This window comes from Brevibacillus sp. FSL K6-2834 (genome assembly GCF_038592925.1).
Taxonomy (GTDB): domain Bacteria; phylum Bacillota; class Bacilli; order Brevibacillales; family Brevibacillaceae; genus Brevibacillus; species Brevibacillus borstelensis.
Window position 1 is genome coordinate 2,101,117 of sequence record NZ_CP151945.1, and the last position, 24,831, is coordinate 2,125,947.

General features: G+C 52.6%; 25 protein-coding genes. 21 read left to right on the forward strand and 4 right to left on the reverse strand.

What is annotated here, in order from left to right; all coding sequences use genetic code 11:
• The first annotated feature begins 16 nt into the window (after window positions 1-16).
• The 13 genes from lepA to NST96_RS10400 all read left to right on the forward strand — a co-directional run bounded on the left by lepA (window position 17) and on the right by NST96_RS10400 (window position 13,524).
• Window positions 17-1,834: a translation elongation factor 4 gene (lepA, locus tag NST96_RS10340; RefSeq protein WP_003390686.1), complete on the forward strand. Its 1,818-nt coding sequence runs from the start codon at window positions 17-19 to the stop codon at window positions 1,832-1,834.
• A 100-nt stretch (window positions 1,835-1,934) separates the two neighbouring features.
• Window positions 1,935-3,080 carry a radical SAM family heme chaperone HemW gene (gene hemW, locus NST96_RS10345; RefSeq protein WP_003390684.1) on the forward strand — a complete coding sequence of 382 codons (1,146 nt, stop codon included), beginning with the start codon at window positions 1,935-1,937 and terminating at the stop codon, window positions 3,078-3,080.
• A 125-nt stretch (window positions 3,081-3,205) separates the two neighbouring features.
• Window positions 3,206-4,234 carry a heat-inducible transcriptional repressor HrcA gene (gene hrcA / locus NST96_RS10350; RefSeq protein WP_003390682.1) on the forward strand — a complete coding sequence of 343 codons (1,029 nt, stop codon included), beginning with the start codon at window positions 3,206-3,208 and terminating at the stop codon, window positions 4,232-4,234.
• 56 nt (window positions 4,235-4,290) lie between these two features.
• Window positions 4,291-4,857: a nucleotide exchange factor GrpE gene (gene grpE, locus NST96_RS10355; RefSeq protein WP_003390680.1), complete on the forward strand. Its 567-nt coding sequence runs from the start codon at window positions 4,291-4,293 to the stop codon at window positions 4,855-4,857.
• Window positions 4,858-4,932: 75 nt separating this feature from the next.
• Window positions 4,933-6,771, forward strand: a complete 1,839-nt coding sequence (dnaK, locus tag NST96_RS10360; RefSeq protein ID WP_003390677.1) for a molecular chaperone DnaK — start codon at window positions 4,933-4,935, stop codon at window positions 6,769-6,771.
• Window positions 6,772-6,882: 111 nt separating this feature from the next.
• Window positions 6,883-8,019: a molecular chaperone DnaJ gene (gene dnaJ / locus NST96_RS10365; protein ID WP_003390675.1), complete on the forward strand. Its 1,137-nt coding sequence runs from the start codon at window positions 6,883-6,885 to the stop codon at window positions 8,017-8,019.
• 40 nt (window positions 8,020-8,059) lie between these two features.
• Window positions 8,060-9,001: a 50S ribosomal protein L11 methyltransferase gene (prmA, locus tag NST96_RS10370; protein WP_003390673.1), complete on the forward strand. Its 942-nt coding sequence runs from the start codon at window positions 8,060-8,062 to the stop codon at window positions 8,999-9,001.
• 18 nt (window positions 9,002-9,019) lie between these two features.
• Entirely contained in the window at window positions 9,020-9,769 is a 750-nt protein-coding gene (locus NST96_RS10375) for a 16S rRNA (uracil(1498)-N(3))-methyltransferase (protein WP_003390671.1), read from the forward strand.
• Window positions 9,770-9,812: 43 nt separating this feature from the next.
• Entirely contained in the window at window positions 9,813-11,171 is a 1,359-nt protein-coding gene (mtaB, locus tag NST96_RS10380) for a tRNA (N(6)-L-threonylcarbamoyladenosine(37)-C(2))-methylthiotransferase MtaB (RefSeq protein WP_003390668.1), read from the forward strand.
• Window positions 11,168-11,596, forward strand: a complete 429-nt coding sequence (locus tag NST96_RS10385) for an NUDIX domain-containing protein (RefSeq protein ID WP_031932413.1) — start codon at window positions 11,168-11,170, stop codon at window positions 11,594-11,596. The genes mtaB and NST96_RS10385 overlap by 4 nt, the downstream gene beginning before the upstream one ends.
• Before the next feature lie 4 nt (window positions 11,597-11,600).
• Window positions 11,601-12,266: a deoxyribose-phosphate aldolase gene (deoC, locus tag NST96_RS10390; protein ID WP_003390664.1), complete on the forward strand. Its 666-nt coding sequence runs from the start codon at window positions 11,601-11,603 to the stop codon at window positions 12,264-12,266.
• Between the two features lie 198 nt (window positions 12,267-12,464).
• Complete coding sequence (locus NST96_RS10395; protein ID WP_311067606.1) at window positions 12,465-12,866, forward strand: CidA/LrgA family protein; 402 nt, start codon at window positions 12,465-12,467, stop codon at window positions 12,864-12,866.
• On the forward strand, window positions 12,859-13,524 hold the full coding sequence (locus tag NST96_RS10400; RefSeq protein WP_024984571.1) for an LrgB family protein: 666 nt from the start codon (window positions 12,859-12,861) through the stop codon (window positions 13,522-13,524). The genes NST96_RS10395 and NST96_RS10400 overlap by 8 nt, the downstream gene beginning before the upstream one ends.
• Before the next feature lie 19 nt (window positions 13,525-13,543).
• On the opposite strand, the gene NST96_RS10405 is transcribed toward NST96_RS10400, so the two are convergent.
• Entirely contained in the window at window positions 13,544-14,482 is a 939-nt protein-coding gene (locus NST96_RS10405) for a Na/Pi symporter (RefSeq protein ID WP_003390659.1), read from the reverse strand.
• A gap of 78 nt (window positions 14,483-14,560) precedes the next feature.
• On the opposite strand from NST96_RS10405, the gene NST96_RS10410 reads away from it, so the two are divergent.
• A complete protein-coding gene (locus NST96_RS10410; RefSeq protein WP_003390657.1) occupies window positions 14,561-15,856 on the forward strand; it encodes a class I SAM-dependent rRNA methyltransferase in 1,296 nt (431 codons plus the stop codon).
• A gap of 68 nt (window positions 15,857-15,924) precedes the next feature.
• On the opposite strand, the gene NST96_RS10415 is transcribed toward NST96_RS10410, so the two are convergent.
• Both NST96_RS10415 and NST96_RS10420 read right to left on the reverse strand, forming a co-directional pair.
• Window positions 15,925-16,119, reverse strand: coding sequence for a DUF4177 domain-containing protein (locus NST96_RS10415; RefSeq protein WP_003390655.1), 195 nt, complete (start codon window positions 16,117-16,119; stop codon window positions 15,925-15,927).
• A gap of 74 nt (window positions 16,120-16,193) precedes the next feature.
• On the reverse strand, window positions 16,194-16,688 hold the full coding sequence (locus tag NST96_RS10420) for a hypothetical protein (RefSeq protein ID WP_003390653.1): 495 nt from the start codon (window positions 16,686-16,688) through the stop codon (window positions 16,194-16,196).
• 228 nt (window positions 16,689-16,916) lie between these two features.
• On the opposite strand from NST96_RS10420, the gene NST96_RS10425 reads away from it, so the two are divergent.
• Together NST96_RS10425 and NST96_RS10430 are read left to right on the forward strand one after the other, a co-directional pair.
• A complete protein-coding gene (locus NST96_RS10425; RefSeq protein WP_003390650.1) occupies window positions 16,917-18,038 on the forward strand; it encodes a D-alanine--D-alanine ligase in 1,122 nt (373 codons plus the stop codon).
• A 184-nt stretch (window positions 18,039-18,222) separates the two neighbouring features.
• A complete protein-coding gene (locus NST96_RS10430) occupies window positions 18,223-19,359 on the forward strand; it encodes a hypothetical protein (protein ID WP_243014367.1) in 1,137 nt (378 codons plus the stop codon).
• A 44-nt stretch (window positions 19,360-19,403) separates the two neighbouring features.
• On the opposite strand, the gene murF is transcribed toward NST96_RS10430, so the two are convergent.
• A complete protein-coding gene (gene murF, locus NST96_RS10435; RefSeq protein ID WP_003390645.1) occupies window positions 19,404-20,786 on the reverse strand; it encodes a UDP-N-acetylmuramoyl-tripeptide--D-alanyl-D-alanine ligase in 1,383 nt (460 codons plus the stop codon).
• A 395-nt stretch (window positions 20,787-21,181) separates the two neighbouring features.
• Between murF and NST96_RS10440 the strand changes: the two genes are divergently transcribed.
• From NST96_RS10440 to floA, 5 genes are all read left to right on the forward strand, one after another.
• Window positions 21,182-21,505, forward strand: coding sequence for a histidine triad nucleotide-binding protein (locus NST96_RS10440; protein WP_003390643.1), 324 nt, complete (start codon window positions 21,182-21,184; stop codon window positions 21,503-21,505).
• Between the two features lie 105 nt (window positions 21,506-21,610).
• Window positions 21,611-21,784 carry a 30S ribosomal protein S21 gene (gene rpsU, locus NST96_RS10445; RefSeq protein ID WP_003390641.1) on the forward strand — a complete coding sequence of 58 codons (174 nt, stop codon included), beginning with the start codon at window positions 21,611-21,613 and terminating at the stop codon, window positions 21,782-21,784.
• A 17-nt stretch (window positions 21,785-21,801) separates the two neighbouring features.
• Window positions 21,802-22,248 (forward strand): GatB/YqeY domain-containing protein, encoded by a 447-nt coding sequence (locus NST96_RS10450; RefSeq protein ID WP_003390639.1) that lies wholly within the window; start codon window positions 21,802-21,804, stop codon window positions 22,246-22,248.
• 216 nt (window positions 22,249-22,464) lie between these two features.
• Window positions 22,465-23,808 (forward strand): nodulation protein NfeD, encoded by a 1,344-nt coding sequence (locus NST96_RS10455; protein WP_122958714.1) that lies wholly within the window; start codon window positions 22,465-22,467, stop codon window positions 23,806-23,808.
• 7 nt (window positions 23,809-23,815) lie between these two features.
• On the forward strand, window positions 23,816-24,823 hold the full coding sequence (gene floA, locus NST96_RS10460; protein WP_003390637.1) for a flotillin-like protein FloA: 1,008 nt from the start codon (window positions 23,816-23,818) through the stop codon (window positions 24,821-24,823).
• Window positions 24,824-24,831: the final 8 nt, after the last annotated feature.

Sequence of the window (24,831 nt, forward strand, 5' to 3'; positions counted from 1 at the left end):
AGGGAACTGACAACACATGGATCGCCGTGAAAGACAAAAACGCATTCGCAATTTTTCCATTATCGCCCATATCGACCACGGGAAGTCAACCTTGGCTGACCGCATCCTGGAATTGACAGGAGCATTGTCAGAACGGGAGATGGAAGCGCAGTTTCTGGACTCGATGGATCTGGAAAGAGAGCGCGGCATTACGATCAAGCTGAATGCCGTGCAGTTAAAGTATAAAGCAGACGACGGGGAAGAGTATATTTTGCATTTGATCGACACCCCCGGACACGTCGACTTTACCTATGAAGTATCCCGCAGCCTTGCCGCTTGCGAAGGCGCCCTCTTGGTCGTCGACGCTGCCCAAGGCATCGAAGCGCAGACATTGGCCAACGTCTATCTGGCGCTGGACAACAATCTGGAGATTATTCCGGTAATCAACAAGATTGACCTGCCGAGCGCGGAACCAGAGCGGGTCAAACAGGAAGTAGAGGACGTCATTGGCCTGGATGCAAGCGAAGCCTGTCTGACTTCGGCAAAAGCAGGGATCGGGATCAAAGACGTGCTGGAGGCTGTCGTGCAAAAGGTGCCGGCTCCGGAAGGGGACCCCGACGCACCTCTGCAAGCTTTGATTTTTGACTCTTACTTTGATCCGTACCGCGGCGTAATCGCTTCCGTGAGGGTTGTAAACGGTACGCTGCGCAAAGGCATGAAAATCAAAATGATGGCGACAGGCAAAACCTTCGATGTAACCGAAGTGGGAGCATCGATGCCGCGTCAGACCCCGGTCGACGAACTGACTGTGGGTGATGTAGGGTATGTCGCCGCTTCGATCAAAACGGTAGGAGACACGAGGGTCGGTGATACGATTACCGACGCAGCTCGCCCGACGGCAGAACCGCTGCCAGGCTACCGGAAAATCAATCCAATGGTGTTCTGCGGTCTGTACCCGATCGACACCAGCGATTACAATGACTTGCGCGAGGCTTTGGAAAAGCTTCAGCTAAACGACGCGTCCCTGCAGTTCGAGCCGGAGACATCCCAGGCGCTTGGCTTCGGATTCCGTTGCGGATTCCTCGGTCTCTTGCATATGGAGATCATTCAGGAGCGGATTGAGCGGGAATTCAACATCGATCTGATCACGACCGCACCGAGCGTAATTTACCGGGTGACCATGACCAATGGCGAGGTCATCGAGATCGACAACCCGTCGAAAATGCCGGAAGTGCAGAAGATCGAAATGATCGAAGAGCCGTATGTGTCGGCTACCGTAATGGTGCCGAAGGATTACGTGGGCGATGTCATGCAGTTGTGCCAGGGCAAGCGCGGAGAATTTCTCGACATGCAGTACATGGGAGAAAATCGCGTGCAGCTGAAGTACGACATGCCGCTCTCGGAGATCGTGTACGACTTCTTTGATCTGCTGAAGTCAGGAACCAAAGGCTACGCCTCCTTTGACTATGAATTGGCAGGCTACAAGCCGTCCAAGCTTGTGAAAATGGACATTCTGTTGAACGGAGAAGTCGTGGATGCCCTGTCGTTTATCGTCCACCGCGACAGCGCCTACAACCGTGGCCGCATCATCTGCGAAAAGCTGAAGGAATTGATCCCGAGACAGCAATTCGAGGTGCCGATCCAGGCTGCGATCGGACACAAGGTTGTCGCGCGGGAGACGATCAGCGCCCTGCGCAAAAACGTCCTGGCCAAATGCTACGGCGGGGACATCAGCCGGAAGCGCAAACTCCTGGAAAAGCAAAAAGAAGGGAAAAAGCGCATGAAATCCGTCGGTTCCGTCGAGGTGCCGCAAGAAGCGTTCATGGCTGTTCTCCGGATGGACGACAAGAAATAGGCCGAAACAAACCGGTCTGCAGTTTGCAGATGTTGCAGAATACTAGACCTGACGGTGATGTCAGGTCTTTTGACTTTTCCAATAAAGGAGGGGAAGAATCTTGGCGCCCCAATCTGTTTATATCCACATTCCCTTTTGCACGAATAAATGCTATTACTGCGATTTCAACTCGTTTGTCACCAACAATCCGCAGTTGATTTGGGACTATCTGGACGCACTGGAAAAAGAGATGGAGCTGACCTTTGCCAAATGGCCAGTCCAACAAGTAAAAACGATTTTCGTCGGAGGCGGGACCCCGACGTTTCTCGATCAGGCGCAAATGCGCAGATTCCTCGAGATGGTTGAGAAGCATCTGGGACGGTATGCAGCGCCGGAACTGGAATTTTCGATGGAAGCAAATCCAGGGACGACGGACAAAGAGAAGCTGCGGTTGATGCGGGAGCTGGGAGTGAATCGGCTCAGCTTCGGGGTGCAATCGTTTGATGAAAGCCTGTTGAAGCGTTTGGGACGGATTCACGACGTGGGGCAGGTGTATCAGAGCATCGATAATGCCGTTGCGGCAGGGTTTGACAATTTGACGATTGATCTGATGTTCGGCTTGCCTGATCAAACAGAAGAGATATTCAGGGACACCCTGCAAAAAGCATTTCAATTGCCCACAACCCACTTCTCTGCATATAGTCTGAAAGTGGAGGAGAATACGCTCTTTCATACCTTGTACCAAAAGGATCAGCTGCCGCTTCCATCCGAAGAGACAGAGCTGAATATGTACCTGCTGCTGATCGAGGAAATGGAACGCCACGGCTATCATCAATACGAGATCAGCAACTTTGCCAAGCCAGGATTTGAAAGCAGGCACAACAAGACATACTGGCTTAATGAGGAGTATTACGGTTTGGGAGCGGGCGCGCACGGCTATGTCGATCATGAACGGCATGTCAATGCAGGGCCGCTGGCGATCTATTTGCAAATGTGCCGGGAAGGGTTGCCGCGTGTCGAACAGTTCGCGGTTTCGCCGAAAGAAGCGATGGAGGACCACATGATCATGGGGCTCAGGCTGCGCGAGGGCATCGATGCGGAACAGTTCAGCCGCCGTTTCGGAAAGACCATCATGGAAGAATACGGCCGTATCATAGAAGAAGAAGTAGCAAAAGGAATGCTCGAATGGAGTGACGGGCGGCTGCGCCTGACTCGCACGGCATTGCCGCTTGGGAATGAGGTATTCGCCCGCTTTTTGGGCGATTAGGCAGACAGGAAAAAGGGAAGTCGTTTCTGGGAAAACATTGACAAATTCCTCCCGTATTGATAACTTAATAAATAGATTTAGCACTCGATACATCTGAGTGCTAACAACAGGGAGGCGAAGGCAGCATGTTATCGGACCGCCAACGATTGATTCTCAATGCGATTGTCGATAATTACATTCATTCGGCCGAACCTGTAGGCTCCCGAACCATTTCCAAAAAAGATGGCATCGGCTTTAGTTCGGCGACGATTCGCAACGAAATGGCCGACTTGGAAGAGCTGGGGTATCTGGAACAGCCGCATACCTCGGCGGGAAGGGTGCCCTCCACCAAAGGGTATCGCTTTTACGTAGACAACCTGATCCAGCCGCATTTATTGAACGACCTGGAATTGGGAAAGCTGAAGCAGCTGTTTGCCGAGCGTATTCATCACTTTGAACAGGTGATCGAATACACCGCTCAAATTCTTTCTCATGTGACCAACTACACGGCTATCGTGCTCGGTCCGGAGATCTTTGAGCATCGGCTGAAACATATTCAAATCGTTCCCTTGAACGAAGAACAGGCAGTAGCCATCGTGGTGACCAATACTGGTCGTGTGGAAAACAAGCTGATCGATCTGCCAAAGGGCGTCCGGCCGCAGGAGATTGAAAAGCTGGTCAACATCTTGAACACCAAGCTGTCTGATGTTCCGCTGTGGCAGCTGCGGCAGCGCCTTTATCAGGAAATAGCAGGCGAGATGAGACGTCACGTAGAGCAGTACGAAGAGATGCTGCATATCCTGGAAGACTCTTTGACCCGGGAAGAAAAAGAACGCGTCTATTTGCGCGGAGCGACCAAGATCATGAACCAGCCGGAGTTTCGCGATGTCGATAAGGTGAAGGATATTCTTGAGCTTCTGGAGCGAAATGACCAGCTGATTCATTTGTTCGGAGCGCCCGCGGAAGGGCTGACTGTCCGGATCGGGCAGGAAAATCAGTTGGATGCCATCAAGCAGTGCAGCATCATTACGACATCCTATTCTTTGGGCGGAAAGCCTGTGGGGATGGTTGGAATACTTGGGCCTACCCGAATGGAATACAGCAAAGTCATCACCGTGTTGAATTACCTGGCGGAAGGTCTCTCGCAAATGCTGACATCAGAATTTGAGAAATAGGAATATGGGAACGTCTCGGCCGTAGTGCCTCGGCGGTCACAGGAGGTATTTGAATCTTGAACGATGAAAAAATGACCCAGGATGTTTCACCAGACAACGCAGCAGAAGAGACGACTGACAAAGCGGAGCAAACCGTCGATCCTGCTTCCGAGCAAGCGGAACAGATCGATTGGCAGCAGGAAGCGGAGCGCTGGAGAGCGCAGGCAGAAGAGAACAACAACCGCCTGTTGAGAGCGATGGCAGACATGGAAAACATGCGGCGCCGCCTGAGAAAAGAACAAGAGGATCTGGCGAAGTACGCCTCGCAAAAAGTGGTGGAGGAGCTGCTGCCTGTACTGGACAACTTTGAAAGGGCGCTTTCTGCCGACAAAGAGGCGATGACTGTCGAATCGCTTTTGACTGGTGTCGATATGGTGTACCGCCAGATGGTTCAAGTATTTGAAAAGGAAGGACTTGCACCCATTCCGGCGAAGGGACAGCCTTTTGATCCCCATGTTCACCAGGCGGTCATGCAAACGGAGGATCCTGAGTACGGATCCGGCGTGGTTGTTGAAGAGCTGCAAAAAGGCTATCAATTCAAGGACCGTGTCATTCGTCCTGCCATGGTGAAAGTGAACGCCTAGCCGATTTTCTTTTTTTAGCGTCATACAGCAAGCATGAATAACTAGTGAGTGAAGTCGTGAGGAGGATTTTACAGTATGAGTCGTGTAATCGGTATTGACTTGGGAACAACAAACTCTTGCGTAGCAGTTATGGAGGGCGGCGAGCCTGTCGTTATCCCCAATCCCGAAGGCAACCGTACCACACCTTCCGTAGTTGCTTTCAAAAATGGCGAGCGTATCGTAGGTGAAGCGGCGAAACGCCAGGCGATCACCAATCCAGACAACACCGTCATGTCAGTCAAGCGTTACATGGGGACAAACCACAAGGTGACACTGGAAGGAAAAGAGTATACGCCGCAGGAAGTATCGGCGATGATTTTGCAAAAGCTGAAAGCCGACGCGGAAGCGTACCTCGGTGAAACGGTCACCAAGGCAGTTATTACGGTTCCAGCCTACTTCAACGACAGCCAGCGCCAAGCGACCAAGGACGCCGGCAAAATCGCCGGTTTGGAAGTTCTGCGGATCGTGAACGAGCCGACTGCGGCTGCACTGGCATACGGAATGGAAAAGACGGAAGACCAGACTGTCCTCGTATACGACCTGGGCGGCGGTACGTTTGACGTTTCGATTCTTGAGCTTTCAGAGGGCTTCTTCGAAGTAAAAGCAACTTCCGGCGACAACAAGCTCGGTGGTGACGATTTTGACCAGGTGATTATCGATTACCTCGTGAGCGAGTTCAAGAAGGAGCACGGTATCGATCTGTCCAAAGACCGCATGGCTCTGCAACGTCTGAAGGATGCTGCGGAAAAAGCGAAAAAGGACCTCTCCGGCGTTTTGACGACCACGATCTCTCTGCCGTTCATCACAGCAGACGCAACTGGTCCGAAACACTTGGAACTCAACCTGACCCGTGCGAAATTCGAAGAGCTTTCCGCTCACCTCGTGGAACGCACGATGGGCCCAACCCGTCAGGCGCTGCAGGATGCGGGTCTTTCCGCAAACGAAATTGACCGCGTTATCCTCGTAGGGGGCTCTACCCGGATTCCGGCCGTACAGGAAGCGATCAAGAAGTTTACCGGCAAAGAACCGCACAAAGGTGTCAACCCGGATGAAGTCGTCGCACTGGGTGCTGCCGTGCAAGCGGGCGTTCTGACCGGTGACGTGACAGACGTTGTTCTGCTTGACGTAACCCCGCTGTCTCTCGGTATTGAAACGCTGGGCGGCGTATTTACGAAGCTGATTGAGCGCAATACGACGATTCCGACCAGCAAATCGCAGGTGTTCTCTACGGCTGCCGACAACCAGACATCCGTGGAAATCCACGTGCTGCAAGGGGAGCGCCAAATGGCGGCAGACAACAAAACACTCGGCCGCTTCACGCTCTCCGATATCCCGCCGGCTCCTCGCGGCATCCCGCAAATCGAAGTATCCTTCGATATCGACGCCAACGGCATCGTAAACGTTCGCGCGAAGGATATGGGTACCGGCAAAGAGCAGCGCATTACGATCACCTCCAACTCCGGTCTGTCCGATGAAGAGATTGAACGCATGGTAAAAGAGGCCGAATTGAACGCCGAGGCCGACAAACAGCGCAAAGAAGCAGTAGAAGTCCGCAATGAAGCCGACCAGCTCGTGTTCACTACCGAGAAAACCTTGAAGGAAGTAGAAGGCAAGGTAGATCAGGCTGAAATCGATAAAGCGAATGAAGCCAAGGATAAGGTGAAAAAGGCACTCGAAGGTGGAAACCTGGACGAGATCAAGACAGCCAAGGACGAACTGTCCCAGATCATTCAGCAAATCTCCGTGAAACTGTATGAGCAGGCTGCACAAGCAGCTCAGGCCGCACAGGGAGCCAGTGCCCAGGATGCATCCGGCGATGCGAAAAAAGAGAATGTCGTAGACGCTGACTACGAGGTTGTCGACGACAAGAAGTAAGCGAATGATAGCGAGAAAAGAAGTCAAAGTCACGGAACGCTGACTTTGACTTTTTTTCGAGTCTGTCACATGCTATGATAACAGTTGACTGTCATGGGAGTGATTCAGGAGATGAAACGGGATTATTACGAGGTACTGGGAGTCTCCAAGGATGCGGATACCGAGGAAATCAAGAAGGCGTACCGCAAACTGGCTCGCAAGTACCACCCCGATGTGAATAAAGAGGCGGATGCCGAAGCGAAGTTCAAGGAAGTAAAGGAAGCGTACGACGTTCTGTCCGATTCGCAAGCTCGCGCCCAGTATGACCGCTTTGGCCACCAGGACCCGAATCAGGGCTTCGGCGGCGGTGGATTTGGCGGCTTCGACGCGAACAATATGGGCGGCTTTGGCGACATCTTCGACATGTTCTTTGGCGGCGGCAGACGTGCCAATCCAAATGCTCCGCGCAAAGGCTCGGACCTGCAGTTTGGGCTGTCCATCGACTTTACGGAGGCCGTTTTCGGAAAAGAGACAGATGTTGAGATTCCGAAAGAAGCCGAGTGCGATACTTGTCACGGCTCCGGAGCCAAACCGGGTTCCGGCGTTGAAACCTGCCATACGTGCAAGGGGACGGGTCAGCAGGAAGTGGCCGCGAATACGCCGTTTGGACGGATCGTCAACCGGCGCGTTTGTCCGACCTGCGAGGGCAAAGGGAAGGTCGTCAAAGAGAAATGCACCTCCTGCAAAGGCGCAGGTCGGGTCAAGATTCGCCGCAAAATTCACCTCAACATACCGGCCGGTGTGGATGACGGTGCCCAGCTTCGCGTTTCCGGCGAGGGAGAGCCTGGCTTCAACGGGGGGCCTCCGGGAGACTTGTACGTCGTCTTGCGGGTAAAAGCGCACGAGTTTTTTGAACGTGAAGGGAACGATATTTACTGCGAGGTGCCGATTACCTTTGCCCAAGCGGCACTGGGAGACGAGATCGAGGTACCGACTGTTGACGGTCGTGTCAAGCTGAAGATCCCGGCTGGTACACAATCGGAGACCTTTTTCCGCCTGCGCGGGAAGGGTGTGCCGTTCTTGCGCGGAAACGGCCGCGGGGATCAGCATGTAAAGGCGCGCGTCGTCACGCCGAAAAAGCTGACAGACAGGCAAAAAGAACTGCTCCGGGAGTTTGCGGAGCTGTCGGGCGAGTCGCCTGGACATCCGGCATCGGAAGACAACGAGAGCTTTTTTGAAAGAATGAAACGCGCATTTCGCGGAGAGTAGTTTTGCCCAAGGAAAAGAGTAAATGGGGAGTTGGTAGTTCATGAAATGGTCTGAAGTTAGTATCCATACTACAGCGGAGGCAGTAGATGCAGTGTCCAATCTTCTATACGAGATGGGAGCCAACGGGGTTGTGATCGAAGACCCGGAGGTGCTGCATCGCGATTGGGATACCCCATTTGGTGAGATCTACCAGCTATCCCCGGATGATTTTCCGGCCGAGGGCGTATTCGTCAAAGCGTATCTGGCGGCAGACAGCAGTACGCTCGGAGATATGCTGAGCGAGTTGAAACAGCAGCTGGACGAGTTGACAGGTTATGGCTTGGATATCGGAAAGGGCACGATTGCCGTAAACGATGTTCACGAAGACGAGTGGGCCCACGCCTGGAAAAAGTACTATAAGCCGGTGCATGTTTCCGATCGCATGACGATCAAGCCGGTTTGGGAAGAGTATCAGCAAAAGAGTCCGGATGAAGTCATCATCGAGATGGACCCGGGAATGGCTTTTGGAACGGGTACACACCCTACCACCATTCTTTGCCTGCGGGCCTTGGAAAAATATCTGCAGCCGGGGGACCGCGTATTTGACGTCGGGACCGGTACGGCTATTCTCAGCATCGCAGCGGTCAAATTGGGTGCTGAGCATGTTTTGGCCATGGACTTGGATGAGGTGGCTGTCCGTTCCGCACAGGCCAATACGGAGCTGAACGGAGTCGATGAGAAAATTACGGTCAGACAGAACAACCTGCTGGAAGGCGTCGATGGACCGGTAGACCTCGTCGTCGCCAACATTTTGGCTGAGATCATCGTTCGCTTTACAGATGACGTTTACCGCGTACTCAAGCCGGAGGGAACGTTCATTGCCTCAGGCATCATCGAAGCCAAAGCGCAAGAAGTGAAAAACGCGATGGCTGCATCCGGTTTGGAGATCGTGGAAACCATTTTCATTGATGATTGGGTAGCCATTACAGCAAAAAAAAGATAAAATAGTGAGGTTAGCGGGATGCAAAGATATTTTGTCGAGCCGCACCTGTTCTCCGAACGAGAGGTCACCATTACAGGCGATGACGTTCATCATATCGTAAATGTGATGCGGGCAAAAAGCGGCGAGGAGATCATCGTCAGCGATGGAGCAGGACGTTCCGCGATTGTTCGCATCGATTCCTTGTCCGGCAAGGAAGTAGTGGCAACTGTTGTGGAGCTGCTTCGCGAACAGCGGGAGCTCCCGGTGCAGATCACGATTGGACAGGGTTTGCCAAAAGGTGAAAAGATGGAGTGGGTCCTGCAAAAGGGAACGGAATTGGGAGCGTTCGCTTTTTTTCCTTTTTCCTCCGAGCGGACCATCGTCAAGCTGGACGCCAAGAAAGAGGCGAAGAAGCTGGACCGCTGGCGCAAGATTGTCAAGGAAGCGGCGGAACAGTCGCATCGCAGTATCTTGCCGGAGCTGCTGGCACCAGTCACGTTCAGACAGATCGTGGAGGAATCATCGCGCTACACCCGTGCGGTGATTGCATACGAAAAAGAAGGCGGTACAACACTGCATGAGGTTTTGCCGGCACTGATGCCGGGCGACTCGCTGCTGGTCCTGATCGGACCGGAGGGAGGTTTTTCCCCGGAGGAAGTAGCAGCGGCTGAAGCTGCCGGAATCCGGTCCATTTCCCTTGGTCCCCGTATCTTGCGGACGGAAACAGCTTGCCAATACGTGCTGGCGGCGGCATCTTATCAGTTTGAGCGTACCTTGGGCCAATCATAAAAAATTTCAATCGTTTATGGATAGAGTGAAAGGAGGAGGCGCAATGTCTACGGTTGCTTTCCACACATTGGGTTGTAAAGTGAACAGCTACGAGACGGAAGCGATCTGGCAGCTGTTTAAAAACAGTGGCTACGAGCGGGTTGATTTTGAACAGGATGAGGCAGACGTTTACGTTATCAATACATGTACAGTTACCAACACCGGAGACAAGAAGAGCCGTCAGGTCATTCGCCGTGCGATCCGCCGCAATCCTGACGCCATTGTCGCTGTTACCGGTTGCTATGCGCAAACCTCCCCGAGCGAAATCGCTCAAATTCCGGGAGTAGACATCATTGTCGGAACTCAGGGGCGCGAGAAGCTGATCGAGTATGTGGATCAGATCCGTTCTGAGCGCAAGCCGATCAACGCAGTAGCAAACATCATGAAAGCGCGCGAATTCGAGGAGTTGGACGTACCCAACTTTACCGACCGCACGCGGGCTTCGCTGAAAATTCAGGAGGGCTGCAACAACTTTTGCACCTTCTGCATTATTCCATGGGCGCGGGGCCTGATGCGTTCCCGCAAACCGGAAAGTGTCCTTGAGCAAGCGAGACAGCTGGTTGCGGCGGGGTACCTGGAGATCGTTTTGACCGGTATCCACACAGGCGGCTACGGGGAAGATCTGGAAGATTACAACCTGGCCAAGCTGCTTGTCGACCTGCATCAGGTAGAAGGCTTGAAGCGCATCCGCATCAGTTCGATTGAAGCGAGCCAAATCACGGATGAAGTGATCGACGTAATCAATCATTCAGACCGCGTCGTGCGCCATCTGCACGTACCGCTTCAGGCCGGCGACGATGACGTGTTGAAACGGATGCGCCGGAAATACACCACGGCAGAGTTTTATGAAAAAATGGTCAAGGTTCGCGAGGCGCTGCCTGGCGTTGCTTTGACAACAGACGTGATTGTCGGCTTCCCAGGCGAGACGGACGAGCAATTCCGCAATGGATACGAGTTCATTCAAAAGATCGGCTTTGCCGAGCTGCATGTGTTCCCGTACTCGATGCGGACAGGCACTCCAGCGGCACGGATGACCGATCAAATTCCGGAAGAAATCAAGCACGAGCGCGTAACCCAGCTTCTGGAGCTGAACCGAGAGCTGACGCTTCAATACGCCCAGCAATTTGTCGGAGAGGTCCTGGAGGTTATTCCTGAGCGTCCTTACAAAGAAGCGCCCGAAAGCGGCCTCTTGATGGGGTATTCGGACAATTATCTCAATCTCGTTTTCCCTGGCGATGAATCCATGATCGGCAAGATTTGCAAGGTACGGCTGGATGAAGCAGGCTCTGAATACTGCAAAGGCACGTTTGTCCGCGTTCTGGACACACCGATCCCGATGCAGTTGAAGGAACACGTGGGATGAAGGAAATCTCTGCTGGCGGCGTCGTCTACCAAGCAACAGACAGCAACCTGCTGATCATGCTGATAGAAGATCGCTACGGAAAAGTTACACTCGCCAAAGGGAAGCAGGAACTAGGGGAAACGATTGAGGAAACAGCTCTCCGCGAGGTACTGGAGGAGACTGGGGTGAGAGGGCGTCTGGGAGAAAAGCTGGACACCATCTATTACGACTACCATCATCCTGTCACGGGAGAACTGGTCAATAAAGAGGTCCACTATTATCTGGTAGAAGCGTATTCTACCGAGATCGTTGTTCAGGAGGAAGAGATCAACGCTGTCCATTGGCATTCTCCGGATGAGGCGTGGGCGCTGCAGCAAAAGCGCGGGTACCGGAACAACGATAATGTGCTTCGCCTAGCTTTGCACCATTTCGGGATTGAGGTGTAAGAATATGAAATTGAACAAGTATATCGACCATACCCTGTTAAAGCCTGATGCGACCGCTGCGATGATTGACAAGCTGTGCGCGGAAGCAAGAGAACATGATTTTGCCTCGGTTTGCGTAAATCCTTACTGGGTCAAACGCTCTGCCGAACTGCTGGCGGGAACGGATGTAAAGGTGTGCACGGTCATCGGATTCCCTCTCGGGGCAAACTCGACGGCAGCCAAGGCAGCGGAAACCCGCGATGCGATTGCGAACGGTGCGACGGAAGTTGACATGGTCCTGAATATCGGTGCACTCAAATCAGGTGATCTTGAGGCCGTCAAGCAGGATGTAGCCGCCGTGAAGGAGGCTTGTGGCGATGTACTCCTGAAAGTGATCCTGGAAACGGGGCTTTTGACCGAGGAAGAAAAAGTAACGGCTTGCAAACTGTGCGTCGAAGCAGGAGCAGATTACGTAAAGACTTCTACCGGTTTTGGTCCGGGCGGCGCGACTGTCGAAGATATCGCACTTATGCGGAAAACGGTCGGGCCCGAAGTAGGTGTAAAAGCTTCCGGCGGTGTCCGTGATCGTGCTGCAGCACTTGCCATGATCGAAGCAGGAGCCACTCGCATCGGCGCCAGCTCCGGTATCGCGATTGTAAACGGTGGGGAAGCAGCGGGAAGCGGCTACTAAACAACGGAAAGCCTGACCGTTTGATGGTCAGGCTTTTTTATTCTTTTACGAGGCTGCTGCAGTCTGTTTTCTGTTATACTTTTGCAACAGATGTCACCATCTAACGGAATTTCAGCCCGGCAAGGCGTGTTTGCCCTAAGCCGGGCACAGTTGTTTGTCATAGGGAGATCAGATAAGGAGAGAGGAGAGCGAGTTTTCGTGAAGACCATCAAAGGCATCATTTTGCTGCTCGCCTTTTATGGGATCGGAACGATGGCGAGCCAGTGGCTTCACATTCCACTGCCGGGAAACCTTCTGGGAATGCTCCTGCTGACGCTTGCCCTGATCATCGGGGTTGTCAAGCTGGATTGGGTAGAAGAAGCAAGTCATTTGCTGATTCGCCATATGATGCTGTTTTTTGTGCCGATTCTGGTAGGAGTCGCATCCTATTTACAGACAGTAGCGCAAAATCCGCTGCCGCTGATTTTGGCGATGGTGCTGGGGCCCGCTTTTGTCATGATTGTATCCGGGAAGGTGATCCAATGGTATCTGGATCGGAAACGGGAAAAGACGGCTGCTCCGACCCCGGCAGAAGCAGAGAGGAGGTCGCTGGATGCTTAGTCCATTGCTTGCGATAATCGTAACGCTGGCGGCCTATAAGATGGCGATGTATGCCGCTGCGCGTTTTCCTATTATCCAGCCCGTTTTGGTGGCATCGGTTTGCGCCTGGTTTATCTGGTGGGTCATCAATGGCGACTGGGATGCTTATCGGCTGGGGGGAGACTGGATTTCCTTCTGGGTAGGCCCGGCCACAGTGGCGCTTGCTGTTCCCCTGGCCAAACAGATACGCGAATTTGCCCACATCTGGCGGGGCGTGCTGCTTGGCGTCGGGGCTGGCTGCGCAGTCGCGATACTCACTGTCTTTGGAGTGGGCTTGCTGTTTGGAACGGATGATGTGCTGACAAAAAGCATGCTGACCAAATCGGTCACGACACCGATCGCGGTTGAGCTGAGCAAAAACATCGGCGGAGTCCCCGCATTGGCCGCATTCTTTACAGCGCTGACCGGGATTGTCGGCATCGCTTTTGCCCGTCCGCTGCTTGCGCTTGTCGGGGTGAAAGATGACTGGGCGATCGGTATTGCCGTCGGAACGAGCGCACATGCGATCGGAACGGCAAGTCTGAACCGCGTTTCCCAAGTCCAGACCGCTGCCTCCAGTGTAGCGATGATTATGGCCGGAGTTGTCACCGCCATTTATTTAATTCCTTTCTCACTCTGATTTTACGCCAGAAACGCGTTTACGTCCTTTTTTTGTCAGGGACCATCCACCTGACGAACGCAGCAATTTGACGAGTAAAGGGCAGGGCAGCCAGCGAGCAGATGACATTGAAGATCGTCTGCGAATGAGCGATCTGCATCGAGGGACTGTCCGTTAAAAATGCGCTGACCAGGGCAAGCTGAGAAAGAAACGGCAAAAACAGGAGAGCACCGGCAACGTTGAACAAGGTATGGCACCACGCCACCTGTCTGGACGCAGCATTCGTTCCAAAGCTCGCGATCACGGCGGTAAAGCACGTGCCGATGTTGGCCCCAAGCACAATCGCCAAGGCCGTCTCCATCGAGAGAATGTGATGGGACATCAGCCCCATTGTAATTGCGGTGGTAGCCGAGCTGCTGTGGATCAACGCCGTAAAAATCGTACCCGTGAGTAAACCGAGCCAGATGGAATGGCTGCTTTCCAGAAACAAGGCGCGAAACGTATCGGACTGTTGGAGCGGTCCGGCCATGACCTGCATCGTGTCAATGCCGAGAAAGATCAAGCCAAAGCCCGCTACGACCAGCCCGATACAGCGCGGCAGCCGGCGCGGCAGAAGCCACATGGCGACGCCTACCAGCAGCATCGGCACGGCAAAAGACTCGAGGCGAAGGGCAATCAATTCAGTCGTTACGGTCGTCCCAACGTTTGTTCCGAGAATGATTCCCACCGTCTGGGCGAAGCCGATCATGCCTGCGTGCGTAAGTCCGATGGTCAAGACCGTTACCGCGCTGGAGCTCTGCAGGACAAAGGTGGAGAGCAGCCCCACCCAAAAGCTGTGCACAGGAGTACGGGTAAAACGGGCTAGCCAATCAGCCATGCGTTTGCCGGCCAGATTCTGAAAGCCGGTTCGCATGGCGTACATACCCAATAGAAAAAAGCTCAGTCCAAACGTAAAGGGAGCGAGGACAGCACCGATCACAAGCGATCCTCCTTACCTGTCGGGTTATATATTACGCTATGCCTGTACCGAGACGAGCATGACAAGGAGGATCACCAAGTGGCACAAGTGAAGCTTCATCAACACAGGAAAAAACGGCTGGAAACGGGACATCCGTGGATTTTTCAGTCAGAGGTAATGGAAATTGCAGGAGAGGTCGAACCGGGGGATATAGTAGAAGTGACGAACCACAAAGGTCACTTTTTGGCAAAAGGATATATCAACCCCTCCTCGCAAATGATCGTGCGCATTCTCAGCTACGACCCGCAGGAAACGATCGACTATTCTTTTTTCCTGCGCCGGATCAGACAAGCTGCCGAGTTTCGTACCCGATTTGTGGATAATCCGCGGGCCTGCCGGGTGATTTATGGAGAAGCAGACTTTTTGCCAGGATTGATCGTCGATCGCTACGAAGACATTTTGGTCGTCCAAATTCTTTCGCTCGGGATGGAAATGCGCCGGGAATGGATTCGGGATGCATTGGTTGAGGTATTTGCGCCGACGGGCATCTATTTGCGAAATGACGTGCCTGTCCGTGAGCTGGAGGGCCTGACCCAAAGCAAAGAAGTGATGTATGGCAAATGTCCGCGGGAAGTGACGATCGAAGAGAATGGATTAAAGTATGTAGTCGATATCGTAGAGGGACAAAAAACCGGATTTTTCTACGACCAACGGGAAAATCGTGCGGCAATCGCTCCTCTGATGAAAGGCTGGGGAGAGGCTCACGGAATTACGATGCAGGAAGTGGACGTAGATGGGGAAAAGATGCTTATCCCTGTAGACCGCAGGGGGAAAATCGTCAAAAATCCGTTTTGGGATGGAGCGGAAGTGCTGGAGTGCTTTACCCATACCGGTTCCTTTACGTTGAACGCCTGCAAGCACGGTGCGAAAAAAGTGACGGCCCTCGATATTTCCGAACTTGCGATTGAGACAGCCAGACGGAATGTCGCATTGAACGGTTTCCTGCATCGTGTCGATTTTGTCACAGCCAATGCCTTCGACTATTTGCGGGAGAGCGTAGAGGCCAAGCGTTCATGGGACGTCGTAATTTTGGACCCGCCAGCGTTTGCGAAGTCACGGGGAGCGGTTAAGGGTGCCTGCCGCGGGTACAAAGACATCAATCTGCATGGGATGAAGCTGGTGAGGCCGGGAGGGTTTCTGGTGACCGCATCGTGCTCCTATCACATGTCTCCCGAGCTCTTTTTGGAAACGATTCAAGAAGCGGCGGTGGATGCGAAGAAAATTTTGCGGCTGATCGAATGGCGGGGAGCGGGAAAAGACCATCCGCAAATCAGCGGCGCAGAAGAAGCCCATTACTTGAAATTCGCCATTTTTGAAGTGCGCGATCGAAAATAGCCATGCGGTAGGCAACAAAAAAGAGCGGGAGCGTATGTCCCGCTCTTTTTAGCGTTAAAAGCGGAACCTCAAGACGAGGAAGCTTGCTTTTCAAAGATAAGTTCAAAGTACATGGCGGCACCCTCGCCGCCTGTTGCCGGAGCGAAAATCTGTACTAATCTCCAGCCCTGTCTGGCGTGCTCGGCTACAATCGCCTGATAATCCTGCTTGGGACGGCGGCGGAAAGGGGACAACTCGACGCGGACGAACTTGTATTCAAACATGGCACGACCTCCCTGCGGCTATTTCTCTATCAATCTATACGTATCTCTAGCTGGCAAAGTTGCAAGAAGAGTGCCTACTCCAGTGCCTGTTTTTCCGCCAGCGCGCTCCTGAGAAGCTCGAGGGCGCGTTTCAGACCGAGCTCCCTGCCGAGCAGAACTTGTCCTTCTGCCGGGGTTGAAGCGCGAATCTCCGTGATATTTTCCAGTTCGTGTACGAGCAGATGCTCCAGTATATACAACTGGACCAACCCGATTTCCCGTTCGCTTCGCCGATCTCTCTCCTTGTATTTTTCAAGCGCCAGACTTTCCTCGACGAACTTGTCGATATCGTCCTGCAGAAAATGGGCGGCCGTGCAAATAATCTCCTGGAATTCCTCTGTTTTGGAGGGGATCACTCGCATCACATGCCCGACATGAGCCAGTAAAAATCGATTCAGAACGATGCTGTTGCGGGTGTACTCGTTGTGCAAAAGGGAGTACTCGCCTAAAAACATGCCCGTCTCCCGATTGTAGCTGTGGAGCAGCGTAAACATGCGGCAGTAGTTGCAAAAAAGCAGATAATCCCTCATGGACATACCTCCCGTAAAGGATTCTCCATGTCTGTTTGGTTACAGAATATGAGGAGCAATGTCAGGCGGTGCTTTCGTGACGTCCCTTGTATTTGAGAGGGGGATTGTGTATGCTGGATGATGGATTAGCCTTGTGAGTAGAAGAAAATAGGGCGTTTGCATACCATGGGAGAGAATGAGATACGGGTAGGCTCTCTGCCCGCGCAGAGGCGAAAGGAGCAAAGGTTCATGGGGAACAAAATACGACTTGGAATCATCTACGGAGGAAAGTCCTCGGAACATGAAGTTTCGCTGCGAACCGCCATGTCTATTATGAAGGCGGTTGATGCTGATAAATATGAGATCATGCCGGTCTACGTACAATTGGACGGCAGTTGGGTAAAAGGAGCGACGCTGTCCGGACAATTGCCGGAAGCGGTTGATTCGCTGCGCTTGTCGGACGGAGGCAGTCAGCAGCCAGAAGATTCAGCGGAAGGGCAGCTTGTAGCCGCCGTTCGTCCAGCATCCGTCTTTTCGATCGGGCAGGAAATTGACGTGATTTTTCCCGTCGTACATGGACCAAACGGGGAAGACGGGACGATTCAGGGGTTGCTTGAGCTGGCAAATATCCCTTATGTAGGTGCCGGAGTGATGGCATCTGCGGTAGGGATGGACAAATGGATGATGAAAAACGTGTTTGCCCAGGCCGGTTTGCCTCAAGTAAACTATGTTGGCGTGCTGCGTTCCGAGTGGGAACAAAAGCAGGAAGAGACTATCAGGCAGATCGAAGAGAAGCTGGGCTACCCTTGTTTTGTGAAGCCGGCCAATATGGGTTCCAGTGTGGGAGTCAGCAAAGCGAAGGACCGCGATCAACTGATCGAAGCGATGAACCTGGCAGCCAAGTTTGACCGCCGTCTGGTCGTGGAGGAGGCTGTAAAGGCACGCGAACTGGAGATCGGCGTGCTCGGCAATGAGGAGCTGCTTACCTCTGCGGTAGGTGAAGTCATTGCAGCCAAAGAATTTTACGATTACGAAGCAAAATACAAGGGTGCGGGTACAGAACTTCAGATACCGGCGGAGGTGCCCGCTCATGTGGCCGAGCGGATGGCAGAAATGGCGAAAACGGCATTCCGCGCCTTGGACGGTTCGGGCCTATCCCGGGTTGACTTCTTCTGGGACGAAGCCAATGATCGCCTGTACATCAACGAAGTGAACACAATGCCCGGATTTACGCCATTCAGCATGTATCCGTTGCTGTTCCAGGAGTCCGGTATCAGCTACAGCGAACTGATCGACAGACTGGTCACGCTCGGTCTGGAGCGGCATGCGGACAAACAACGAAATATCGTGGATGCCGAAGAATTGGAATAGCAGGCAGTCACATCAATAGACAAGCATGAAAAAGAGCGCGACAGGCGCTCTTTTTATGTTCTGCCGACCAGAGAAGGCCGTTGCCAGATCTTTTTGCAGTGGAAGTGAAACAAACAGGGAAGTAGGGCGTCTATAAAAGAGCTGGAAAAACGATACACATAACGAGAAAGGAAGTCACTCTGCCATGAAGCGATTATTGCTTACTTATTTGACAATGGCATTACTGCTCGGCGGTTCGATTCCCGCGGCCTCGGCCGTTCAGCCATCCCCCAAACCCCAGGAGCCGCCAACAGAAATTTACAAAATAAGCGGTGACGGCAGAGCAATCAAGGCTGTAGGTCAGATGCCGGCGATGCACAGAGCCGCTATTTCCCCATCGGGCCGCTACGTTTACGGGGAGAAAATCGGCTTTTCGAAACAGGATGCAACCGTCCCGTATCTCTACAACTTGCAGACAAAAAAGCTGGTGAAGCTCCCCGGCTTCGCCAAGTGGTCTCCCCGCAAAGATCTGTTGTATATGCTGGAAAACGAACAGTTGGTGCTGTTCGAGCCTGCAACAGGGCAAAAGAAGGTTCTGGTGCACGCATCCGCTGCGTATCCGATCACAGACTTCCTGGTTGCACCTGATGAAGAATATCTCGCTTTTATCCGAAAGGACCTGAAAGGCACAGATGAGCAGGTGCGGTATCACTTGTATCTGCAGCATGTTCCCACTCTGAAAATGAAAATAAATGACCGGTTTGCGATGACTCCCAGCTACAGCCGGGATGTTCAAAGCCTGTACTGGATGCCGACATCGCGCAAGCTGTTTTATAAAACGAACGCCGCCTACAAGGAGCTCGACCTTCCGACCGGGCTCAAATACGAGCACAAGCTAAGTGCTTTTCCGTCGTATTCCAGTGACATGAAGTACAAGTATGTCAGAACACAGAACGAGGAGTATTTCCTTGATCTTCAAACAGGCAAAAAAGTAATGCAGCAAAAACAGTCCCATCTGCCGATCATGGAGCAATTCATCGACAAGATTGTCTGGTCGCCGAAAGGGCATGCTTTCGCAGCGGAATGGTTTTTCCGCCCCTCCAATGCCCAGGACAGCTACATGATGATCCGCTATCAAAAGGAGCCGAGCAGCTTTCTCTATCCTTTCGGAGGAATCGGAGAGAATAAATGGAGTCCCTACTTGTCTGCCATTGACAATATCCGGGTAATCGGATGGTCGCAAGACGGAAAATCTGTCTATGTTGCTGACCTGGCCTCTATGTATTACTCCGCGTTTTCGCCTGACAAACTCAATGAATACCGACATGTTGTCGAACAGTAGAGTTGTATAGTTGATACAGAAAAAGCCCCATTCCGGGGCTTTTTTTATCCTTGTCGCTTCTCGATTTCCTCCAGGAGCGTCCACAGCTCCATTCCGCGCGAGGCCTTGAACAAAAAGGCATGCGAGCTGTCGCAGAGGGAAGCCAGCAAATCCGCAGCTTCTTCCTTCGCAGCGAAGAAGCGCTTCTCGCCTTCGTATGCCTCGTACAGGGGACGGGCCAGCTCTCCGATGGCTACCAGCAGCGAGAACCGGTCGCGCAGCTTGCTGGCAAAACGGCCAACCTGTGCATGCATCTCTCCGCTGTCCGGACCAAGCTCGTACATTTCCCCCAATACCAATACTTTCGTGCGATCTGGCAGGATGTCAGCAAAGGTGGAGACAGCCGCTTCCATCGATGTGGGGCTGGCATTGTAGGCATCGCTGATATAAACCGCGCCGGTGACGGAATTTTTCCGTTCAAAGCGCATGGCGGACAGCTTTACAGCGGCCAAAGCCCGGATAATCTCCTCGTCGGTCATTCCAAAATGGCGTGCGATCGCTACAGCAGGCAGCGCGTTCAACACATTGTGGCTTCCGAAAAGCGGGAGGAATGCGGAAAAACGGTCTCCTCCCCGAAAACAGACGTCAAATGCCATGCCGTTCTCTTCCGCCGTTATGCGTTCCGCCCAAATATCCGCCGGACCCTCGACCGAGTAGGTGAGAACCTTGCCAGGGTACAAATGAGCGATTTTGCGCAAGTATTCATTGTCGCCGTTTAACAGAACAAAGCCGTCGGGATCCGTATGGGGCAGCAGCTCTGCCTTGGCCAGCGCGATTTTTTCCCGGGAACCGAAAAATTCCAGATGGGATTCACCGATGTACGTGATGACACTGATGCGAGGCTTTACTAAAGAGGCGAGCAGATCAATCTCTCCGGCATGATTCATGCCGAGCTCCAGAACGGCGGCCTGATGGCTGTCCGCAAGCTGCAGCAGGGAATACGGCACACCCAGGTGGTTGTTCAGATTTTTATACGTTTTATGGATCGAGAGCTTGCTTTCCAGAACGTGCGAGACGATATCCTTTGTCGTCGTTTTGCCTATGCTGCCTGTAACGGCAACCATCGGAATCGGAAAGAGCCTGCGATAATTTTTGGCCAGCTTCTGAAAGGCGCGAAGCGTATCGTTGACCAGGATCAGTCCAAAGCCTTCCGGCAGATTCTCCGGGATTTTTTGCTGATTGGAGATGATGGCAGCCTGTGCTCCCCTTTCAACCGCTTGCAGGAGGTAATCGTGTCCGTCTCGTACACCTTGAATCGCTACAAACAGTGCGCCAGCATCCAACTGCCGCGTGTCAAAATGAACAGAGGTCAGAGCGAGGGCGGGATCACCTGACAAAACCAGACCTTCTGCCATGACGGCGATCTGTTCCAGTTTCATTGGCTTCATGTAAACAATCTCCTTTTTGCGTGCATAATGTCCCCATTTCCGCGGGGATCGAAACGCCTCGACATTTTTCCCGTGCTCAACGGCGACCGCACGCTTTGATGATACGTTTGTCTCTGATGAGAAATTCATGGCAGCGCAGCGTTCGCTGTTGACCACGGACGGTATAGAAAAAAGATGCGGACTATACCGGGGAAAACTACGAAGCCATGCTACCATTCCTGTCCTGACACCGCAAGGCTTTTTTGTCCGCATAAACGACCTTTTGGCGGGCGGACATTGCATTTCCCGGAGGAACTCGGCTATCATAATACTAGTTTGGAGGAAGGCCTCGGCATCTTACCAATACATACAGCTTCTGAAATGAGAATATGTGCGGGCAGGAGGAGATTTCCCCGATGGAAAAAAGCATTTTTTCGCGTATCATGGATAAAGAAATTCCAGCCAGGTTTGAATATGAAGATGACAGGGTGATCGTGATTCACGACATCGCACCCAAAGCGAAGGTCCACCTCCTGATCATTCCGAGAAAGCCGATTCCTACGTTGATGGATGCAAAGGAAGAGGATTTGCCGCTGATTGCTCATATTCACAAGGTTGCACAGCATCTTGCGGAAAAATTGAAGCTGGACGGATTCCGTCTCGTAAACAACTGCGGAAAATCAGCCGGACAGGAAGTTTTCCATATTCACTATCACTTTATGGCAGGTTTCCAAGAATAAGTTGGAAAGAAAGGTTGACCTGCCTTGGTTTTCTGTCCTATAATGAAGTGTGACAGTCTGTTGGTAACAGGTGTCCCACGGTTTTAGCGGAGGGAGGGAAGACAGATGGCAGAAATTCGAGTCAAGAAAAACGAGTCTTTGGATAGCGCACTTCGCCGCTTCAAGCGTGAGAGCGCCAAATCTGGGGTGATGGCGGAACTGCGTAAACGTCGCCACTTTGAAAAGCCAAGCATTAAGCGCAAGAAAAAATCCGAAGCAGCTCGTAAGCGCAAGTATTAATTGACGGAGGGCCCATCATGAGTGTAATGGAGCGACTCAATCAAGATATGAAGCAAGCGATGAAGGACAAAGCTGCGCTAAAACTCTCTGTTATTCGCATGGTGAAAGCTGCGTTCCAGAACGAAGAGATTAACAAAGGTAGACAGTTGTCTGAAGACGAAGAGCTGACCATCTTGACCCGTGAGTTAAAACAGCGCCGTGAATCCCTCCATGAGTTTGAAAAAGGCGGCCGTTTGGATCTGGCCGAAAAAACACGAGAAGAAATTGAAGTGCTTTCAGCTTATTTGCCTGTACAACTGAGTGAAAACGAAGTTCGTGAGATTGTCCGGGAAGCGATTGCTTCCACCGGTGCCTCTTCCAAAAAGGAGATGGGCAAGGTAATGGGCGTCATCATGCCAAAAGTAAAGGGAAAAGCTGACGGTACACTCGTGCAAAAGATAGTATCTGAGGAACTACCAACGTAAAAAAGGAACAACCTCATATAGATACGACAGAAAAACTCAGTCTTCAAACGACTGGGTTTTTCTTTTTTTGCAGCGAAAAGCTTCCAGAAGCGGGATATTTTGCGTGAAAATGCCGATCCTGACAATGAACAAAGGAAAAATGAAACGATTAGGGATGTATTCCGTATACCCTTAGTAGCTGACATCTGAGGCAATCGAAGAAAGGAGGTATATGGGATGCGTTCAATGAGGCGTACGGTGAACCCTCTGCGGCTATTACTGTCAGTCATTTGCATTGCTGTAGCGATTTTGGGTTTTACCACCGGACATTTGGCCGATGCCAAAACTTATCACAAGGCTTACTGGATCCCTGTGGAGCATGAGATCGAGCAAGGCTTGGGAAGTTTCCTAAAAAGAGCGTTCGCCGAAGCGGAAAGCCAGCAGGCCGACCTGATTGTCCTGCACATCAACACGCCGGGCGGCGAGATCGGAGCTGCCGATTCGATCGGGCAGCTGATCAGGCAATCCCCGGTTCACGTAGTCGCCTATATCGACAATCAGGCTTTCTCTGCGGGAACCTATATAGCCCTGAATGCAAACGAGATTGTGATGACGCCCGGCAGCAGCATCGGGGCAGCCACTCCAATCGATCTGGCAGGAAATGCGGCGGACGTGAAGCTCATTTCCGGCTGGTCTGAAAAAATGGCCCAAGCAGCAGCGCTGAACGGGCGAAACGAAGAGGTAGCCCGTGCAATGGTAGAGATCGACAAAGAGTATCCCGGGCTGAAAGGCAAGGGGACCGTCCTCTCGCTCGGGGCAGAACGGGCCAAAGAGCTCGGATATGCCGATCAGGTGGTGTCGGGCAAAGCAGAATTGCTTTCGTACCTGGGTGTTCAGGCGGACAGCCTGCAGACCATCGAGCCTACAGTGGGAGAGCGTGTCGCCCGTGTCGTTACAAGTCCGGTCGTCATGAGTCTGCTGCTGATTGTCGGCCTGGTCGGAATCGTCGTTGAATTGTTTGCGCCAGGCTTTGGTGTGGCGGGGACGATATCGCTGTGTGCCTTTGGCCTGTACTTCTTCGGGCATTACGTGGCAGGTTTTGCCACCTGGCTGCACATCGCCCTGTTCGTCCTCGGTATTTTGCTGATGATCATGGAAATCTTTTTGCCGGGCGGAATTGTGGGAGCCATTGGTTTTATCAGTATCGTCACCGGTTTGATCATGGCGGCTTACGACACGCAGCAAGGGCTTGCGTCTTTGGGTATTGCCGTTCTGGTCACGGTTATCGTCATGCTCATTCTCATCAAGAAGTATGGGATAAAAGGCCTTTTCAGCAAGTTTATCCTAGGTGAGGTTCAGCGAAACGAAGCGGGATACGTCGCCCCGAAAGACCAGCGCGATTTGTTGAACAAAAACGGTGTGGCACTGACGCCGCTTCGTCCGGCCGGTGTCGTGAAGATTGATGGCAAGCGGATTGACGCAGTCAGCGCAGGCGGATTTATCGCCGCTGGTTCGCAAATAGTCGTGAGCCAAGTTGAGGGAACTCGGGTAGTCGTTCAGGAAATCGATCAAAAGGAGTAGATTGTACATGTTGGAAAGCGGATTAATTCCTCTTATTTTTATGGTGGCAGTGGCAATTGTTGTCCTGTCCATCTTCTTCTCGTTCGTCCCGGTCATGCTCTGGATATCTGCATTGGCGTCCGGCGTTCGGATCGGGATCATTACACTGGTGGCTATGCGCCTGCGCCGGGTTATCCCGTCGCGGATCGTCAATCCGTTGATCAAGGCAAGAAAAGCAGGGCTTGAGCTGGACACCAATCAACTGGAGAGTCACTATCTCGCCGGCGGTAACGTAGACCGCGTTGTTGATGCCCTGGTTGCCGCGCAGCGTGCGGATATTCCGCTTGGCTTCGAGCGTGCGGCCGCGATTGACCTGGCTGGCCGCGACGTGCTTCAAGCGGTCCAAATGAGCGTCAATCCGAAGGTAATCGAAACGCCAATCGTAGCCGCGATGGCCAAGAACGGTATTGAAGTAAAAGCGAAAGCAAAGGTAACCGTGCGTGCCAATATCGACCGACTCGTCGGGGGTGCAGGCGAAGAGACGATCATTGCTCGTGTAGGAGAAGGAATTGTGACGACAATCGGTTCTTCCGAGGCGCATAAAGACGTGCTGGAGAATCCGGACAGAATTTCCCAAACGGTATTGAACAAAGGGTTGGACGCTGGTACCGCTTTTGAAATCCTGTCCATCGACATTGCAGATGTAGATGTAGGGAAAAACATCGGGGCACAGCTTCAGACCGATCAGGCAGAGGCGGACAAACGCATTGCCCAGGCAAAAGCCGAAGAGCGCCGCGCGATGGCTGTCGCAACCGAACAGGAAATGAAAGCCCGCGTAGAAGAGATGAAAGCAAAAGTAGTGGAAGCGGAGGCGCAAGTGCCACTCGCTTTGTCCGAGGCTTTGAAAAGCGGCAAAATGGGCGTAATGGATTACTACAACCTGCAAAATATTTCAGCGGATACCCAGATGCGTCAATCATTCGGTCATGCGGGTGAAAAACAGAAACCGATTACCCCGCCGGATGACAAGAAGTAGAGGCCGGG